Raw genomic sequence first — 16,383 nt, 5'->3', positions numbered from 1 at the left:
GCTAGGCTGGCTTGAGCAGGCCATCCAGCGCCTTGATCTGACGGCGCCCTGTCGCTTTGGTGACGGTTCCGCTGGGCGGTCTGATTTGCTTTGTCGCCTCAACCATCAGAACGCCGCCTGCCATGATCGTCGGCAAACGCTGGCCAGTTTTCTCTATCAGGCTGCCGGATTTCAACCAGAACCGACGGAAGGACGGAGGCAAATACAAGGCGGAACAATAGTTATCCGTCATAAAGTGATGCGCCCTTAGCTGGCTTTCCAACTGCGAGGCAGAATAAGGGCGCCCGAATCCAAATGGCGTTCGATCGGTCCGTGACCACAGCCCCGCACGGTTCGGTACGATAAAAAGCGCCCGTCCACCGGGACCAAGCACACGCCAGCATTCCGCCAGCAATTCGGCGGGACGTTGTGACGTTTCAAGTCCATGCATCACCACCAGCTTGTCCACATGGCCCGTTTCAATCGGCCACAAGGTCTCTTCCGTCAAAACAGATACGTTGGGCATTCCCGCAGGCCAGGGCATCACCCCCTGCGGCCCGGGCATCAGCCCGATGACGCGGCGCGCATCTTTCAGGTATGGCCGCAACAACGGCACAGCAAAGCCAAACCCTACGACGGTTTGACCTTTGGCCTCGGGCCACAGATCAATCATTCGCCCACGAATGGCCGCCTGCGCTGCACGACCAAGAGTGCTGCGGTAGTAGAAATTCCTCAGATCCTGCACATCAAGATGCATTGCGGACACCTGGCCAATCGGATTAGCTGAGCGCAGTCTAGCAACGAAAGGGCAAAAGGCCATGCCTCTTGAGATCGTCACCATCCCATGTCTCAGTGATAACTACGCATTTCTGGCGCATGACGCGGTTAGCGGCAACACCGCATTAATCGACGCGCCCGAAAGCGAACCGATTCTGTCAGAACTGGAACGACGTGGCTGGGGCTTGTCTCATGTGTTGCTCACGCATCACCATTTCGACCACGTAGACGGGTTGCCGGCCATTTTGGAACAGCACCCGGCGACGGTGATCGGCGCGGCAGCCGACGCACATCGCCTGCCACCTTTGGATCAACAGGTCAATGACGGCGACAGTTTTGAAATCGGCGGGGAACCCGTCCTTGTTCTGGACGTTTCGGGGCATACTCTTGGTCACATCGCCTTTCACATGCCGCAAAGCGCGGTGGTCTTTACCGCCGACAGCCTGATGGCAATGGGTTGTGGACGCCTGTTTGAAGGCACCGCACCGCAGATGTGGGAATCGCTGTGTAAACTGAGCGCCTTGCCGGATGACACGCTGGTTTGTTCAGGGCACGAATACACGCAGTCCAACGCCAAATTCGCTCTCACCGTCGATCCAGGAAATTCTGCGCTGCAGAAACGCGTCGCAGAAATTGACAGCACCCGAGCCGCCCAACAGCCTACGGTTCCCTCCACTCTGGCGTTGGAAAAGGCCACTAACCCCTTCCTGCGCGCTGCTGACCCGGCGATTCAGGCGCATCTGGGTATGGCAGGCGCCGAACCAGCCAAAATTTTTGCTGAAATCAGGGCTAGAAAAGATCGGTTTTGATACCTATTTCACCTACTTCACAGCCACGGTCACAACAAATGTGACTGTCAAGAGCAAGAAAACCCTTGAAGCCGGGCTCCGATCAACCAAACTCTAATAGTATGAGGACATGGTTGGGATGGGGATCCGGCCTTCAGCCCGCCCCCTTCTGACCCAAGACAGAGGAGCACCCGCGTGCCTTCATTCTCGAGCACACTAGAACAAGCCATCCACGCGGCCCTGGCGGCTGCGAATGAACGGCGACATGAATTCGCAACGCTGGAGCATCTGCTTCTGGCATTGTTGGAAGAGCCCGATGCGATCCGCGTGATGAAAGCCTGCAGCGTCGATCTTGACGAGTTGCGCAGCACTCTGGTGGAATTCATCGACGAAGACCTTTCGAACCTTGTCACCGATATTGACGGGTCCGAGGCTGTACCGACAGCCGCTTTCCAACGTGTGATCCAGCGCGCTGCGATCCATGTTCAAAGTTCGGGCCGGACCGAAGTGACCGGGGCGAATGTTCTGGTCGCAATCTTTGCCGAACGCGAAAGCAACGCAGCCTATTTCCTGCAGGAACAGGATATGACCCGGTACGATGCGGTGAATTTCATCGCCCATGGTGTGGCCAAGGACCCGGCCTACGGCGAAAGCCGTTCGGTATCGGGCGCGGATCAGGCGGAAGAGGAATCTCCGGCCAGCACTGCCGATGGCGAGCAAAAAGAAAGCGCGCTGGGGAAATACTGCATCGACCTGAACGCGAAATCGCGCGCGGGCGATATCGACCCGCTGATCGGTCGTGCCGATGAGGTTGAGCGCTGCATTCAGGTGCTATGCCGCCGGCGCAAGAACAACCCGCTTCTGGTCGGTGATCCGGGCGTTGGCAAAACCGCAATCGCAGAGGGACTGGCATTTAAGATCATCTCTGGCGAGGCCCCCGATGTCCTGTCAGAAACCACCATCTATTCGCTGGATATGGGTGCATTGCTGGCGGGCACCCGCTATCGCGGTGATTTCGAAGAACGCCTGAAAGCGGTCGTGACCGAGCTTGAGGATCACCCAGACGCGGTTCTGTTCATTGATGAAATCCACACCGTCATCGGTGCCGGTGCCACCTCGGGCGGGGCAATGGATGCCTCGAACCTGCTGAAACCGGCCCTTCAGGGTGGAAAACTGCGCACTATGGGTTCGACCACCTACAAAGAGTTTCGCCAGCATTTCGAAAAGGATCGCGCGCTCAGCCGCCGGTTCCAGAAGATTGACGTGAACGAACCTTCGGTCGAGGACAGCGTAAAAATCCTGCGCGGTCTGAAGCCCTATTTCGAAAAGCATCACGAGATCAAATATACAGCCGACGCGATTAAAACCGCGGTCGAGTTGTCAGCACGCTACATCAATGACCGCAAGCTGCCCGACAAGGCGATCGACGTGATTGACGAAGCCGGTGCAGCCCAGCATCTAGTTGCTGAAAGCAAGCGCCGCAAGACCATCGGCGTCAAAGAGATTGAGGCCGTTGTTGCCAAGATCGCCCGCATTCCACCCAAGAACGTCACCAAGGACGATGCCGAGGTTCTGAAAGACCTTGAAAAGTCGCTCAAACGGGTGGTCTTCGGACAAGACGTGGCGATTGAGGCGCTGTCCAGCGCCATCAAACTGGCGCGCGCCGGTCTGCGCGAGCCGGAAAAGCCCATCGGCAACTATCTGTTTGCTGGCCCAACCGGTGTGGGAAAGACCGAAGTCGCGAAACAGCTGGCGGATACGCTGGGAGTGGAACTGCTGCGTTTTGATATGTCGGAATACATGGAGAAACACGCGGTCAGCCGCCTGATCGGTGCGCCTCCGGGCTATGTCGGGTTCGACCAAGGCGGTTTGCTGACTGATGGCGTCGACCAGCATCCGCATTGCGTTCTGCTGCTGGATGAGATTGAAAAAGCCCACCCGGACGTGTTCAACATCCTGCTGCAAGTGATGGACCACGGAGAGCTGACCGACCACAATGGTCGCACGGTGAACTTCCGCAACGTGGTGCTGATCATGACCTCGAATGCAGGGGCGCAAGAACAGGCAAAGGCGGCCATCGGCTTTGCCCGCGACCGCCGCGAAGGTGAGGATACCGCCGCGATCGAACGTATGTTCACACCGGAATTCCGCAACCGTCTGGATGCTGTCATTTCCTTCGCGCCGCTGCCGAAAGAGGTCATCCTGCAGGTGGTCGAGAAGTTCGTGCTGCAGCTTGAAGCACAGCTACTGGACCGCAATGTGACCATCGACCTGACGCCAAAAGCCGCCGAATGGCTGGCCGACAAAGGCTATGACGACAAGATGGGCGCACGCCCATTGGGACGCGTCATTCAGGAACACATCAAGAAACCTCTGGCCGAGGAGCTGCTGTTCGGCAAGCTGGCCAAGGGCGGTGTCGTTCGCGTCTCGGTCAAGAAGGGAGAGCTGGATCTGGACATTTTTGGCCCCGATCAACCGCGCATCCCTGGCGACAAACCCCCGCTTCTGACTGCAGATTAAAAGCAGCGCATCAAATCAAAGCCCGGCTTCTACGCCGGGCTTTTTTCTTGCCCGAGCCGAGTCACCTGTCTCAAAAGAAAATCTCAGGGGCGCCCGGAAAACCACCCAACTCTGACAATGGGCCTTCCTTGCTGCAATCAGCGCTCTGTCAGCTTCAATTCGATCCGGCGATTCTGAGCGCGCGCTTCTGGGGTGTTTGCGGGGTTGAAGGGTTGGAATTCACCAAAGCCATTGGCCGCCAGACGTTGCGGTGGAATATCCAACGCATCGACCATATAACGGACAACCGACAAGGCGCGTCCCTGGCTAAGCTCCCAGTTGTCCCGATAGCGGCCAGTTCCGGCCAGCGGGACATTGTCGGTATGGCCGTCAACGCGAATAACCCAGTTCAGGCCTTCGGGAATTTCAGCCGCGACACTGCGCAGTATATTGGCCACCTTGGCGATCTCAAGCTGACCCTTGGGCGACAGCACTGCTGATCCTGTATCGAACAGTACTTCGGACGAGAACACAAACCGATCGCCTTCGATCCGAACGCCTTCCTGATTACCCAGCACATCGCGCAACCGGCCGAAAAATTCAGAGCGATATCGCTGAAGATCCTCGGCCTGCGCCGTAAGTTCTTGGTTCTGGCCCGAAAGGGCTTCGGCCTCGGCCTCAAGCCGGGCACGCTCGGCCTCTTCCAACAAACGGCGGCGACGCTCTTCCGAAGCGGCGCGGGCGAGTGCGGCGTTCAGATCCTGACCCAATGTTTGAATACGAATATCAGCGGCGGCGTTGCGGTCTTCGTAATCGTCCAGCAAGGCCTGCAATCCACCCAACTGCTCGCGCAGGGCTGCCATCTGCTGGTTTAGCAAGGCAGTCTGACGCTGCGCCTTTGCTGAAACAGCTTTCTCGGCAGAGATTGCCTCACGCGCAACGGCCAGCAAGGCTGCGCGTTCTTCGGCCAATGTACGCTGTATCTGCTCCGCTGTCAGAGCGTCGGTTTGGGCGGCCAATGCCGCTTGCAGCTGGGCCTGCAACTCCTGACTATCAAGTTCACCAAATTGCCGCTCGAGCTCAGCCTTGGCAGCTTGCGCAGCGGCCAACAGGGTCAGGGTTTCTTCGGCTTGCTTGCGTTGCGCTTCCAGAGCCAGCGTCATAGCGGTCAGTTCCGCATCCGCGTCCTGCAGACGATTGCGCAGGTTTTCGGCAGCCGCAGCTTCGGCCAGGCGCGCGGCCTCTTCGGCGTCAAGTTGGCCTTCAAGCTCGGTGACCAATGCGGCCTGCGCGGCCTCATTTTGTTCCAGATCCGCCACCAACGCTTCAAGCGCTTCGCGGCGGGCAGCATCAAGCCGGGCGGCCTCGGCCTGGGCATCGACCTCGGCACGGCTTTGGGCAAGGGCCAGGTTCAGGGCCTCTTGTTCATTCAGCAATTCCGAACGCTCAGATTCCAGTGAGGCGATAACCCCCAGCGACCGCTCCTGATCGGCCAACAGAGATGCGACCTGTGCTTCGAATGACGTGATCCTGGTTTCCGCCTGCGCCAGATCTTCCTCGGCCTGCGTCAGGGTCGCATTCAGCGCCCCTAACCGGGCCTGAAGGCGGCTGTTTTCCCGTTCTTCCAACCCAAGCGCACCGGCAAGGGCCGCCACTTCGCCGGACAGGGCGGTCAGTTCATCCTCTTGCCCCGAAATCGTCTCGCGCAGCACGAATTGCACCACCATGAAGATGGTCAACACAAAGGTCAGCACCATCAACAGCCCGGTCATCGCATCCACGAAACCCGGCCAGACCGACCCCTGAAACCGCTGACCTGTGCGACGGGACAGAGCCATGGATTACTCTCCTTCCGGAGCGGTTCGAACGGCGCCTCGGGGCAATGTAAGAGCTTTGACCAAAAGTTCGATGTCCTTGCGCAGCTCGCTCATGCTTTCTTGGCGGCCTGCTGAAATTTCTTCGAGGATACGCAGCAACTGAACATCCATCGAGCGCAGGCGCATGCGGCTTTCTGCGTCTATTCCTTCGCTGGTCCCCTGTTCCCGCAGATGATCCAGCAGAGCGTCCTGCCCCAGTGCGACACGTTCCAGCGCAGCGGTGACATTCTCGGTCTCAGACTGACGCTGGTTCATATCTCCGATTGCGCCGACAAGATGCCCTAGCTTGCCCGACAGCTCGGCCCGGTCGGTTTCCTGCGCCGAAAACAAGTCCTGCAGGGCGTTCATCTGTTCGGACATTGCATCCAGAACCGGTGTCAGAACCGCCAGTTCGGTGCTGCTGCCGTCATCGCCTGCTGCAAAGCCGACACGGGTGATCGAGGACAACCATTCTTCGAGCTCTCGATAAAACCGGTTCTGCCCGTGGCCCGCGAACAGTTCCAGCAACCCCACAATCAGTGATCCGGCAAGGCCCAGCAACGAAGACCCAAAGGCCACGCCCATTCCCTGCAGTTGGGTTTCAAGGCCAACCATCAGGCGATTGAACACGGCCAGCCCTTCTTCGCCATCCTGCGGATTGAGACTGCGGATCGTGTCGACAATAGCGGGGACCGTCGTGGCCAAGCCAAAAAACGTTCCCAAAAGCCCAAGATAGATCAGAACATTGGTGATATAACGCGTGATCTCACGCTCTTCCTCGACCCGTTCGGCCACCGAATCCAAAATAGACCGGGTCGAACTGGAACTGATCTGCGACCGCGCACCCCGGTCCCGCAGCAGCGACGCCAGCGGTGCCAAAAGCTGAGGCGTGCGCGCGTCCTCATGAACAACGCCACCAACGAAGGACTCGATCCAGCGCACCGAACCGATCAACTGTGTCACCTGATAAAAACAGGCAATTACGCCGACGAAAAATACCAGAAGGATAAAACCGTTCAGATACGGGTTTGCATAGAAAACCGGCAAAACGTAAGGCAGCGCCATGAAGATGCCCATACCAGCCAGGCCGATCGCCACAAGCATCGTTACGATCTGACGAATGGGTTGCGAGAAATGCGGTCTCGCGCCCTGTTGTGCCTGCGCCATGCGCGTTTTTCCCGGTTCTTTTCTGCTCTGACGCGAATCTACCGAAAATCTGCCGGTGACGCCAAGGGTTTATGAGGTAATGCTTCGCACCCGTTGCGCTAACCACTCAAGATCGGGATCACGCAGACCAATCTCGGTCAGATGTTCAGCTGTGTTATAAAGGTATTCGGTATTTGGACCACGCCCGCCGACAGCATGGGCAATGATCTGCGCCTGGTCTTCCAACGGCATGCCCCCGCAATACTGCACGTGATCTGCGTCGATAACATAGGTGACTGCCGTTACGACCTCGTCCGTTTCCAAATGCACATCAAGCATCTTTTCGACATAGGCCGACGAGATCAGCTCGCGCTCGCGCAGTTCATGCAAGGTACGCTCTTCGTGGCCTGCTTCGACGGCGAGGGCCAGACCTTTGCACAGGGTGTCACGCTGTTCATCCAACGCCAGAACAAGGCCGGGCTTCTCTTCGGTTCCGCGGTGATGAATCGAACTCATGCAGAAAGACCGCGCGTATCCATTCAGGGTTGCGCGTTCGCTGCGGGACACGGGAAAGCCGGGATTCCACAGCAGCGACCCATATCCGAAAACCCACATCGTCATAGCACTGGTCCTTGCCCGTTTGCGCCTATAAACATCAATTTCAAGGCGGGAAAAAGGGCCATTAGTAATGCGCGGGCTGATACGAGTAGTCATTTTCATCACTGCGATCTGGAGCGCCTATTGGTTCGTCGCCGGATATGGATTGCGCAACGCGATCACAACATGGTTCGACAACCAACAAGAAAGAGGCTGGCTGGCCGATTTTTCGGATGTAGTAACAGCAGGCTATCCGTTCAACCACGTCACCCGACTGAACAGCCCCGCACTGGCCGACCCGGTCAACGGCACCGCCTGGAGCGCCGACTGGATCGAATTCCAAAGCCCCGCGATCTGGCCGGGTCGACAGGTTCTGCGTTTCGCGGAAACGCCGCAGCTGCTGTCCTATTTCGATCAAACGTCGACCATCGTTGCAGCTGACCTGCAGGCCGAGCTGCAGTTGCAACCTGGTGTCGCGCTGGTGCTAGAGAAAATGTCTCTGACTGCCGGACCATGGTCCGTTGCCAATGATGCTGATTTGCTAGCAGCGGGAACCACGCTTGGTCTGGTGATGGAGCAAACCGAAAATCCTCAAGCCTATGCGATCAGCGCGCGGATCGATGGCTTTTCCCCCGGCGATGATCTGCGCGCCATGATGCATTCCGCCACCACACTGCCCCAGACATTCGATGCGCTGGAAATGGATATGGTCGCCACCTTTGACAAACCGTGGGACCGATCTGCACTGGAACAAAGCCGACCTCAGCCCACCCGGATCGACCTGCGTCTGGCTGAGATGAAATGGGGTGCTTTGCGCCTGTTCGCTGCCGGAGAGCTGGACGTGGACGATCAGGGTATTCCTACCGGAGAGATTTCGATCAAGGCCGAAAATTGGCGTGAGATGGTTGCCATGGCCAACGCGGCAGGGGCCCTGCCCGATCAGGCGGTAGACCCTGTTACACGTGCCCTGAAATTCATGGCTGGCTTGGGGGGCAATCCCGATGCGCTGGATCTGCAGTTGAACTTCCGTGAGGGCTATGTGGCGCTTGGCCCGCTACCCCTTGGTCCGGCCCCGCGGTTGATCCTGCGTTAACGGCAGTACGGGCCACGTCGATACCGGGCTGTGTCCAAGTGAAAATGATCCCGGTGATACCGGTCCGCATTCGGGCCAAGTACCGTTCCGAACGGCCCGCAGGCGGCGCGCCAGATCTTGGTCAGTTGCTTCTTTGACGGGTTCTTGCGCCAACCGTTCAGAACGGTCACAACCTCGCCATTCGCCATCTTGAAACCTGATATGTCTATGGCCCGGCCCTTACCGTGTTCCGATATCCGCGCACCCTTGCGGTTGTTGCGCGTTCGGCATGCGTAGTGGGCCGCGACCTGCAGTTCGACAACGGGACCGCGCCTTTTGAAGGTGGGCTTCACGCTTTTCTCGACCCATTGGTTCAGCGCAATTGCTGTGCCGCAATCCATGGTGGACGGACGGCTAAGCGCCACACCAGAAACTGAGGTGATCTGTACCGCTTCCTTGATCCCGCAGGCTTTGATCTTGCCGGGAACATTACCCACCGGCTTGCCCTGAATTTCGATATTCCCGCAGACCGATGTTTTGCGCAGCTTACGCTTTTTGAACAGCACCTGCTGTACCAGCGTATTCGGTTGCAACTCTGGCTGCATCCCGACCAGAGCGGCAAAGGCCAGAACCGGTTGGTCATCGGGGGTCAACAGGTGTTCAGATGGCGTTGCATTCCCCATTGTGGCACCAAGTACCAACCACCCAATCGACAGAACGCTCCAGCCGCGCCTCATGGGTTGGTTTTCCCGCGACCAAAATCCGGCGCGTCCGTATCCTGCCCGGCATCAATGATCCCGCGCCGGATCGCACGTGTGCGGGTAAAATAATCGAACAGCTGATCGCCGTCACCTGTACGAATGGCCCGCTGCAGCGCAAACAGTTCTTCAGTGAAACGCCCCAATATCTCTAGCGTCGCATCCTTGTTGGTCAGAAACACATCGCGCCACATAGTCGGGTCCGAGGCCGCGATCCGGGTGAAATCCCGAAAGCCCGCGGCCGAGTATTTGATAACCTCGCTATCGGTCACACGGCGCAGATCATCCGCTACGCCGACCATCGTATAGGCGATAAGGTGTGGCGCATGGGATGTAACCGCCAGAACCAGATCATGGTGGTCGGCATCCATCTCATCAACATTCGACCCCAACCCCGTCCACAATGAGCGCAGGCGCGCGACGGCCTCCGGGTCCGAGCCCTCAACCGGCACCAAGAGGCACCACCGATTGTCGAACAGCTCGGCAAATCCGGATTCAGGGCCGGAATGCTCGGTCCCGGCCAGCGGATGCGCTGGGATAAAATGTACACCCTGCGGGATATGAGGCGAGACATCCTGAATGACATGCCGCTTGACCGAGCCCACGTCTGAGACGGTCGCGCCCGGTTTCAGGACAGGGGCAATCTCTTGCGCAACTGCGCCCATCGCTCCGACCGGCACGCATAGAACCACAAGGTCTGCGCCCTCAACGGCCTCTTGCGCGGTGTCGCAGATCCGGTCGCATAGGCCAATCTTGCGCGCGGTGTCGCGCGTGGCCTCGGACCGGGCATAGCCGGTTACTTCGGCGGCCAATCCAGCACGTTTAATCGCCCAGAACATCGACGATGCGATCAGGCCCAACCCGATCAGCGCAACGCGGTCATATACCTGGCTCATGCGGCGCCCCCTTTGAAAGCGGTTATGGCCGCAACGACACGGCGACAAGCCTCCTCGTCCCCAACCGTGATCCGAAGAGCATTTGGCAGGTTATATCCCGCCACGCGGCGCACGATCAAACCCTGTGTCTTGAGGTAATCGTCGCACGCTTCGGCCTCGGCCTGATCCTTAAAGCGGGCGAGAATAAAATTGGTGCTGGACGCATCCGAAGATACGCCGATTTTGGACAACTGGGCCGAAAGCCAAACCCGCAAGCGTGCGTTTTCGCTGTGGCAAAAGGTCAGGTACTCTTCGTCCTTTATGGCGGCTTCGGCAGCAGCCAACGCAGTCAGCGACAGGTTAAAGGGCTGGCGTACCCGGTTCAGCACATCAATGATCTCTTGCGCCGCATAGCCCCAACCGACCCGCATCCCGCCCAGTCCATAGATCTTGGAAAAGGTCCGCGTCATGATCACATTCTCGAACCGATCCACCAGAGCGCGGCCTCCGTCGAACCCTTCGACAAACTCGGCATAGGCGCCATCAATCACCATCAGACAAGTCTGCGGCAAGCTTTCGGCCAGTCGGATAAGATCAGCCTCGGGGATCATGGTCGATGTCGGATTGCCCGGATTGGTCACGAACACGATCCGGGTCTGGTCAGTCACAGCGGCAAGAATGTTGTCCACATCCACGTGACGATCGGTTTCAGGCACCATCACCGGAGTTGCCCCCGCCATCCGAGCGATGATCGGGTACATCGAAAATCCGTGTTCGGTATAGATAACCTCATCCCCCGAACCGGCATAAGCCTGTGCCACGAATTGCAGCACCTCGTCACTGCCCACGCCGCAGATAATGCGCGCTGGGTCCAGCCCGTGGCGTTCGCCAATGGCCTTACGCAGACTGGCGTGATCTGTACTGGGATACCGATTCAGGGTGGCCGCACTGTCCCGTACTGCCTCGATCGCTTTGGGGCTGGGGCCAAAGGGGTTTTCGTTCGAGCTCAACTTGATCACATGGTCGACCCCCGCCACCTTCGACTGGCCGCCCTGATAAAGCGCGATGTCCATAATGCCGGGTTGAGGGGTGATCTGGGTCATAAGAGGCTCCGTATTTAGAAGCCCCTCATACCCGTCTCAAAGCGTTGAGAAAAGCGGCAATTCCCTTATGCCGCCTTGAAGCGGGCTGTCGCCGGGTCGGCGTCGTAAAAGGGAGTAAACTCTTCGGTCCGCCGGGACAGGTCATTGACGCTGTCGATGATGAAGCGGACAGTCTCTTGGGACATCAGATATGAAAAGTTCAGACGCACCCAACCGGGTTTTTTCAACTCTTCTCCAGCACCAAGCGCCGCATGCAACTGCTCCGAGGCTGCACGATCAATACCCAGCAACCGATGGGCATAGGGCCCGGCACAAGCACACCCACCCCGGGCTTGAATGCCATAAACATCACTCAGCATCCGGGTGAATAACTGCTGGTGCACCGGCTGACCTTTACTGTCATGAACAAGAAAGGAAAAAATCGGCAACCGATGTGGATTGTCCGCGCCCAACAAGGTCAGACCTGGGTTATCTCCCCACCCTTCCAATGCCATCTGGTTGTAAAGCGCCTCGCGCCTTGCGATTTCGTCTGCGCCAACTGCATCTTTGACCATGAAAGCCAACGCGGCACGGATGTCGCCTATGACATTCGGCGTTCCCGCCTCTTCGCGCGTTGCAAGATCGGCGCTGTAGTCATGCCCCCAAGGGGACACGAAACTCACAGTGCCACCACCGGGCCAGCTGGGGCATGTGCGCTGCACAACGTTTTGATTGACGATCAATACACCAGACGCGCCGGGCCCACCGGCAAATTTATGAGGAGAGACCACGATCGCATCCTTGCGCGCATCCGCCGGGCCCATTTCCATTGGCAGATAAGGCCCACCGCCCGCATAATCCCAAACCGCTACAGCGCCATTAGCCTTGAGCAGCCGCGTAACCGGGTCGGGATCAGTGATTATGCCCGTCACATTCGAAGCGGCCGAAAATGATCCGACGATCAGATCCGCATCCGCGTTTTCAACCAAGGCACGCTCTAAAGCCGACAGATCGACACCCCCTTCGGGTGCTTCGGGGATTTCAATCACCAGCGCTTTGCTTTCCCGCCACGGCAGGATGTTCGAATGGTGCTCATATGGGCCGATCATTACCACTGGTCGTGCAGCAGCCTCGATCCCCAACAGATTGACCAGCCGGTTGAGACCCGCTGTAGCGCCCGATCCCGTAAAGATCACCGCATCATTTTCCCCGGCGCCAACAATCCGGGAGATTTCCGCACGGGCCTCGCGGCGCAGTCGGGTCATGTAGGCCCCGCAATAAGACGCCTCGGTGTGGCTGTTGGCATAAAACGGCAATACATGCGCGGCCACAAAATCCTCGACCTGCTTCAATGCGCGACCCGACGCGACATAATCCGCGTAAACCAAAGGTATGTCCCCGCGCAGCCCCGGGATCATAACATTCTCGCCGATTAAGCCATCGCGCAACGTGTCGCTACGAACAGCAGCTTCAATGTCAGAACGAAATTGGGAAAGTGTCATTATACGGACTCCGAAGTTTCCCAACAAATATGATTGATATGTGTTGTGTATATAATGCATATTTTTAGATGGTTTTCATAAATCTTGTGTCATATGATTTGGAATGTCCAAAAATTTAGATCATATTGACCACCGCCTGCTGCGTGAACTGCAAACCGACGCTACGCTGTCCCAACGTGAACTGGCCGACCGCATCGGGCTGTCGCAAAACGCCTGCTGGCGTCGGCTGAAGGCCCTGAATGATCAGGGCGTCATCATCGGATCGACAGCGCAAATCGCGCGCGAAAAACTAGGGCTGAGCCTTGTGGTGTTCGTCATGCTGCGTACGCGGCACCACTCGGCCGAGTGGTTACAGGCCTTTCGCAGGCATGTTCTGACGATACCAGAGGTCGTGGACTTCCACCGCATTGGCGGCGACTACGACTATCAGCTCAAGGTTGTTACGCAGGATATGGCTTCGTACGACAAGGTCTATCAGCGCCTCATCGAAAAAGTCGAGCTGGACAGCGTAACTTCATATTTCGCGATGGAGGCAATTGCAGAAGGACGACCCTTGCCAATCTGATCCGCTCTTTATTTGGCCAAAAAAATTGCTCGGGGGGCATCGCGGCTGGTCGTGATTGGGGGCAGAGCCCCCTAAAACGAAAAAGGCCGCGCAACCGCGCGGCCTTTCGAATTTCGATTTCGGCGAAGATTAGTTCTTCGCGTAGAATTCGACAACCAGGTTCGGTTCCATCATGACAGGGTAAGGCACATCGCCCAGACCCGGTGCGCGCACGAAAGTCGCGGTCATTTTCGAGTGGTCGGCGTCGATGTAATCAGGAACGTCACGCTCGGCCAGAGCAGCAGCTTCAAGAACAACGGCCAGTTGCTTGGACTTGTCACGTACTTCGATGACGTCGCCTTCTTTGACACGGTAGCTGGGGATGTTGACCCGCTTGCCGTTCACTGTGACGTGGCCGTGGTTCACGAACTGACGCGCGGCGAACACGGTCGCGACGAATTTGGCGCGATAGACGACGGCGTCCAGACGGCGTTCCAGCAGACCAATCAGGTTTTCACCGGTATCGCCGTTGACACGAACAGCTTCGGCATAGATGCGGCGGAACTGCTTTTCGGTCAGGTCGCCATAGTAGCCCTTCAGCTTCTGCTTGGCGCGCAGCTGCAGACCGAAGTCAGACAGTTTGCCTTTCCGGCGCTGACCGTGCTGACCAGGGCCGTATTCACGACGGTTGACCGGGGATTTCGGACGACCCCAGATGTTTTCGCCCATCCGGCGGTCGATTTTGTACTTGGCAGACGTGCGTTTGGTCACGGCTGATCTCCTTCTTAAGGTCGAGGCCCTGATAGGCCACTATGAAGGGCGTTGTCCTCTTGAGGTTTCCCTCATGACAGGCCTCCCCTTGCGGGGGCCACCAACACCAATGAAGCCGCGCTTATATCTGCAGCGCTGGCAGAGTCAACATGCCGAACGGACGGAACCGAAACTTTCTGGAATTCAATTCAAAGACGGCACCACTAACGGGATTTAGTCCGCTAAAGTGGCACCGTTTACAGTTGCGCGTAGGTTCGCGACACCAGTGTACTGGAACTGAGTGGCCTTGCGATGAAACGCGACGACAGTTCCGTCCTGCTCTGCAACTTCACCACTCTGATGCTTGATCTGAGTATATGCGCTGATCCAGAATTCCTGATCGCGTGAAGGACAGCCGCTTTCAAACACCAGCGACGGGCTTTCATCATCATCGGAAACGACCAGTAACGCTGAAAACCGTTGCGCCCCGTTCATAAGCTCGAGCGTTCCGACGACATTATCCGAAAAAGTCGTGGCAGAAATAACGCGCCCGATTGTACCTGATACAAATGCGTTTTTACGCCCGACAACTTCAGCGCTGCCTGCCAGCATCGATGCCTGACCGCGCCAGGACCAGGCCGACCCTACATTTAAAAATGTCAGAGGTGCCGCCTCTAGTCCATCAATCTCTGTCTGCGACCATGAAATGGCAACACGACCGTTTACCCCGGTATTCATTTTACCGCCCGTACCCCTCAACAAATCACTGCCCGATGGCCAAGGGTTTATCAGTGACGATTCCGGCAGAAAAGGGACGGAATTGCAGCAATCACGAGAATGTTGCAGAACAGAATCAGAATCCGGATGCAGAAACCCGCGTTTCAAAGACTTAAAGGATCATACTGAGCCCGAATGTCGGTCTGCCCTGCATTCGGTCTGATCAGGCTTTTTTCGATTCGCCTATCACAGCGGATTTAGATTTCAAATGCGTGCGCCCTAATCGGCACACTGCGCGAGCTGTCAGTTCACCAGCCCCCGATCCGCCATTCCACCGGTAAAGCGGAGGCTGCGGATATCTTCCGGCATTGTCTTGTACTGGTCTCGAAAAGCGCGTTTCAGTGACGTTGTAGACGAAAACCCTGTGGCGGTGGCAATCTCGATTTGCGGCAAATCCGTAAACCGCAGCAGGCTATGCGCACGTTCCAAACGCAATTCTCGGTATGTGGTCAATAGCTTTGCCCCCGTCTTGTTCAGAAACCGTCTCTGAAGCTGCCGGGTTGAAGTGCCGACCATGTTCGAAAGATCCGTGATCCTGAGTGGCTCTTCGACATGGTTCAGCATTGCCTCAACCGCTGACATAACCAGGTGATCCCCGCCCGCACGATGGATCAAGCGATTGGCAAGCTGGCTTTCGCAGTCCCGCTTGGGTTCGGACAGGCCGATAAACCCGCGCAGGTTATCTGCCATGTTCTCACCATGGTCCAACGAAACAAAATCCGCCAACAAACGCAGCGTACTCAGACGTGTCGTCGCGCTATGCGTGCGCCCGCGCGCCGCCAGATATGTGCCTGTACCACAGTTGGTCAAACCTGCTTCACGCGCTGCTGCATCGAAGTTGGGGTGAATGGCCGCGACTGTTTTTTCCGACAATCTAATCTGGGCCAGCACAAGCACGGCACCACCGACAAGAACGGTCCGTGGCGAAAGGTTCAGAACTTGTGAGACCCATGTTCTTTCGGCGTCGGACAACGTCCAACAATCCGAAAAATCGCCCCAGAAAACAGCCGCTCTTCCGGTCCAGTACTGCGGTCCTCCTACAGACCCCGCACCAGCCAAACGCAGATTAACGACATAGGAATGGTCGCCGGTCAGATCGCTCAGGGCATGATAAAATTCCCTGATCATCTCGGCCGAGGCAAATGCACTACTATCGCGCACGATCACATCGATGTTGTGGGTTCGCACGAACGCAGCAGAGGTTGGCTCAGCCAGATAGGCTAGGTCATTTTTGAAGATGCAATGCTTCATGTCTCCCCCGCTGAAAAGCCTGGGCCACAGGCAAAGGCATATGGCCCGGGATGGATCAGCCCCTGGCCATTGCGGGGGCTGATCTGGTTGTCGTCTGTTTACTCTGCGGCTTCTTCGTAAGCGTCCATTG

At 57.4% G+C, this 16,383-nt stretch carries 15 protein-coding genes; 4 read left to right on the top strand and 11 right to left on the bottom strand.

The window, feature by feature from the left end; all coding sequences use genetic code 11:
• Position 1 precedes the first annotated feature (1 nt).
• Positions 2–736, bottom strand: coding sequence for a class I SAM-dependent methyltransferase (locus AC2FH2_RS08300; protein ID WP_142636487.1), 735 nt, complete (start codon positions 734–736; stop codon positions 2–4).
• A gap of 61 nt (positions 737–797) precedes the next feature.
• Between AC2FH2_RS08300 and gloB the strand changes: the two genes are divergently transcribed.
• Complete coding sequence (gene gloB, locus AC2FH2_RS08295) at positions 798–1,565, top strand: hydroxyacylglutathione hydrolase (RefSeq protein WP_496712657.1); 768 nt, start codon at positions 798–800, stop codon at positions 1,563–1,565.
• Positions 1,566–1,739: 174 nt separating this feature from the next.
• Entirely contained in the window at positions 1,740–4,064 is a 2,325-nt protein-coding gene (clpA, locus tag AC2FH2_RS08290; RefSeq protein WP_496693892.1) for an ATP-dependent Clp protease ATP-binding subunit ClpA, read from the top strand.
• A gap of 137 nt (positions 4,065–4,201) precedes the next feature.
• Here the strand turns inward: clpA and AC2FH2_RS08285 are convergent, their stop codons facing one another.
• The 3 genes from AC2FH2_RS08285 to AC2FH2_RS08275 form a co-directional block, all read right to left on the bottom strand.
• A complete protein-coding gene (locus AC2FH2_RS08285) occupies positions 4,202–5,881 on the bottom strand; it encodes a peptidoglycan -binding protein (protein ID WP_496689524.1) in 1,680 nt (559 codons plus the stop codon).
• A gap of 3 nt (positions 5,882–5,884) precedes the next feature.
• Positions 5,885–7,066, bottom strand: a complete 1,182-nt coding sequence (locus AC2FH2_RS08280) for a biopolymer transporter ExbB (RefSeq protein WP_282021534.1) — start codon at positions 7,064–7,066, stop codon at positions 5,885–5,887.
• Positions 7,067–7,135: 69 nt separating this feature from the next.
• Positions 7,136–7,666 (bottom strand): gamma-glutamylcyclotransferase, encoded by a 531-nt coding sequence (locus AC2FH2_RS08275; protein WP_142636477.1) that lies wholly within the window; start codon positions 7,664–7,666, stop codon positions 7,136–7,138.
• Between the two features lie 67 nt (positions 7,667–7,733).
• On the opposite strand from AC2FH2_RS08275, the gene AC2FH2_RS08270 reads away from it, so the two are divergent.
• Complete coding sequence (locus AC2FH2_RS08270; RefSeq protein WP_496823301.1) at positions 7,734–8,735, top strand: DUF2125 domain-containing protein; 1,002 nt, start codon at positions 7,734–7,736, stop codon at positions 8,733–8,735.
• Here AC2FH2_RS08270 and AC2FH2_RS08265 read toward each other — a convergent pair.
• From AC2FH2_RS08265 to AC2FH2_RS08250, 4 genes are all read right to left on the bottom strand, one after another.
• Positions 8,732–9,451 (bottom strand): extensin-like domain-containing protein, encoded by a 720-nt coding sequence (locus AC2FH2_RS08265; protein WP_496823300.1) that lies wholly within the window; start codon positions 9,449–9,451, stop codon positions 8,732–8,734. The genes AC2FH2_RS08270 and AC2FH2_RS08265 overlap by 4 nt on opposite strands.
• The gene (locus AC2FH2_RS08260; RefSeq protein WP_271949152.1) at positions 9,448–10,368 is read right to left on the bottom strand and encodes a prephenate/arogenate dehydrogenase family protein; all 921 of its coding nucleotides are present in this window, start codon (positions 10,366–10,368) and stop codon (positions 9,448–9,450) included. Before AC2FH2_RS08260 ends, AC2FH2_RS08265 begins: the two co-directional genes overlap by 4 nt.
• Entirely contained in the window at positions 10,365–11,450 is a 1,086-nt protein-coding gene (hisC, locus tag AC2FH2_RS08255) for a histidinol-phosphate transaminase (protein WP_496677614.1), read from the bottom strand. The genes AC2FH2_RS08260 and hisC overlap by 4 nt, the downstream gene beginning before the upstream one ends.
• A gap of 65 nt (positions 11,451–11,515) precedes the next feature.
• The gene (locus AC2FH2_RS08250; protein ID WP_282027584.1) at positions 11,516–12,931 is read right to left on the bottom strand and encodes an aminotransferase class V-fold PLP-dependent enzyme; all 1,416 of its coding nucleotides are present in this window, start codon (positions 12,929–12,931) and stop codon (positions 11,516–11,518) included.
• Positions 12,932–13,034: 103 nt separating this feature from the next.
• Here AC2FH2_RS08250 and AC2FH2_RS08245 point away from each other — a divergent pair, with 103 nt between their 5' ends.
• Positions 13,035–13,496, top strand: a complete 462-nt coding sequence (locus AC2FH2_RS08245; protein ID WP_142636466.1) for an Lrp/AsnC family transcriptional regulator — start codon at positions 13,035–13,037, stop codon at positions 13,494–13,496.
• A gap of 129 nt (positions 13,497–13,625) precedes the next feature.
• Here AC2FH2_RS08245 and rpsD read toward each other — a convergent pair whose 3' ends face one another.
• From rpsD to AC2FH2_RS08230, 3 genes are all read right to left on the bottom strand, one after another.
• Positions 13,626–14,246, bottom strand: a complete 621-nt coding sequence (gene rpsD / locus AC2FH2_RS08240; RefSeq protein ID WP_058279997.1) for a 30S ribosomal protein S4 — start codon at positions 14,244–14,246, stop codon at positions 13,626–13,628.
• Between the two features lie 213 nt (positions 14,247–14,459).
• A complete protein-coding gene (locus AC2FH2_RS08235; protein ID WP_496823299.1) occupies positions 14,460–14,963 on the bottom strand; it encodes a hypothetical protein in 504 nt (167 codons plus the stop codon).
• Positions 14,964–15,245: 282 nt separating this feature from the next.
• A complete protein-coding gene (locus AC2FH2_RS08230; protein WP_496823298.1) occupies positions 15,246–16,253 on the bottom strand; it encodes a helix-turn-helix domain-containing protein in 1,008 nt (335 codons plus the stop codon).
• Positions 16,254–16,383: the final 130 nt, after the last annotated feature.

The sequence above is a fragment of the Ruegeria sp. YTSA105 genome (genome assembly GCF_059610225.1).
The sequence above is the reverse complement of the archived record's forward strand: the minus strand, read 5'-3'. Positions and strand labels throughout refer to the sequence as shown.

What these genes read in the sequence shown, in the direction of transcription:
- AC2FH2_RS08300 (WP_142636487.1), bottom strand. Translation starts at nt 736, where the DNA reads ATGCATCTTGATGTGCAGGATCTGAGGAATTTCTACTACCGCAGCACT.
- gloB (WP_496712657.1), top strand. Translation starts at nt 798, where the DNA reads ATGCCTCTTGAGATCGTCACCATCCCATGTCTCAGTGATAACTACGCA.
- AC2FH2_RS08285 (WP_496689524.1), bottom strand. Translation starts at nt 5,881, where the DNA reads ATGGCTCTGTCCCGTCGCACAGGTCAGCGGTTTCAGGGGTCGGTCTGG.
- AC2FH2_RS08280 (WP_282021534.1), bottom strand. Translation starts at nt 7,066, where the DNA reads ATGGCGCAGGCACAACAGGGCGCGAGACCGCATTTCTCGCAACCCATT.
- AC2FH2_RS08275 (WP_142636477.1), bottom strand. Translation starts at nt 7,666, where the DNA reads ATGACGATGTGGGTTTTCGGATATGGGTCGCTGCTGTGGAATCCCGGC.
- AC2FH2_RS08270 (WP_496823301.1), top strand. Translation starts at nt 7,734, where the DNA reads ATGCGCGGGCTGATACGAGTAGTCATTTTCATCACTGCGATCTGGAGC.
- AC2FH2_RS08265 (WP_496823300.1), bottom strand. Translation starts at nt 9,451, where the DNA reads ATGAGGCGCGGCTGGAGCGTTCTGTCGATTGGGTGGTTGGTACTTGGT.
- AC2FH2_RS08260 (WP_271949152.1), bottom strand. Translation starts at nt 10,368, where the DNA reads ATGAGCCAGGTATATGACCGCGTTGCGCTGATCGGGTTGGGCCTGATC.
- hisC (WP_496677614.1), bottom strand. Translation starts at nt 11,450, where the DNA reads ATGACCCAGATCACCCCTCAACCCGGCATTATGGACATCGCGCTTTAT.
- AC2FH2_RS08250 (WP_282027584.1), bottom strand. Translation starts at nt 12,931, where the DNA reads ATGACACTTTCCCAATTTCGTTCTGACATTGAAGCTGCTGTTCGTAGC.
- AC2FH2_RS08245 (WP_142636466.1), top strand. Translation starts at nt 13,035, where the DNA reads ATGTCCAAAAATTTAGATCATATTGACCACCGCCTGCTGCGTGAACTG.
- AC2FH2_RS08235 (WP_496823299.1), bottom strand. Translation starts at nt 14,963, where the DNA reads ATGAATACCGGGGTAAACGGTCGTGTTGCCATTTCATGGTCGCAGACA.
- AC2FH2_RS08230 (WP_496823298.1), bottom strand. Translation starts at nt 16,253, where the DNA reads ATGAAGCATTGCATCTTCAAAAATGACCTAGCCTATCTGGCTGAGCCA.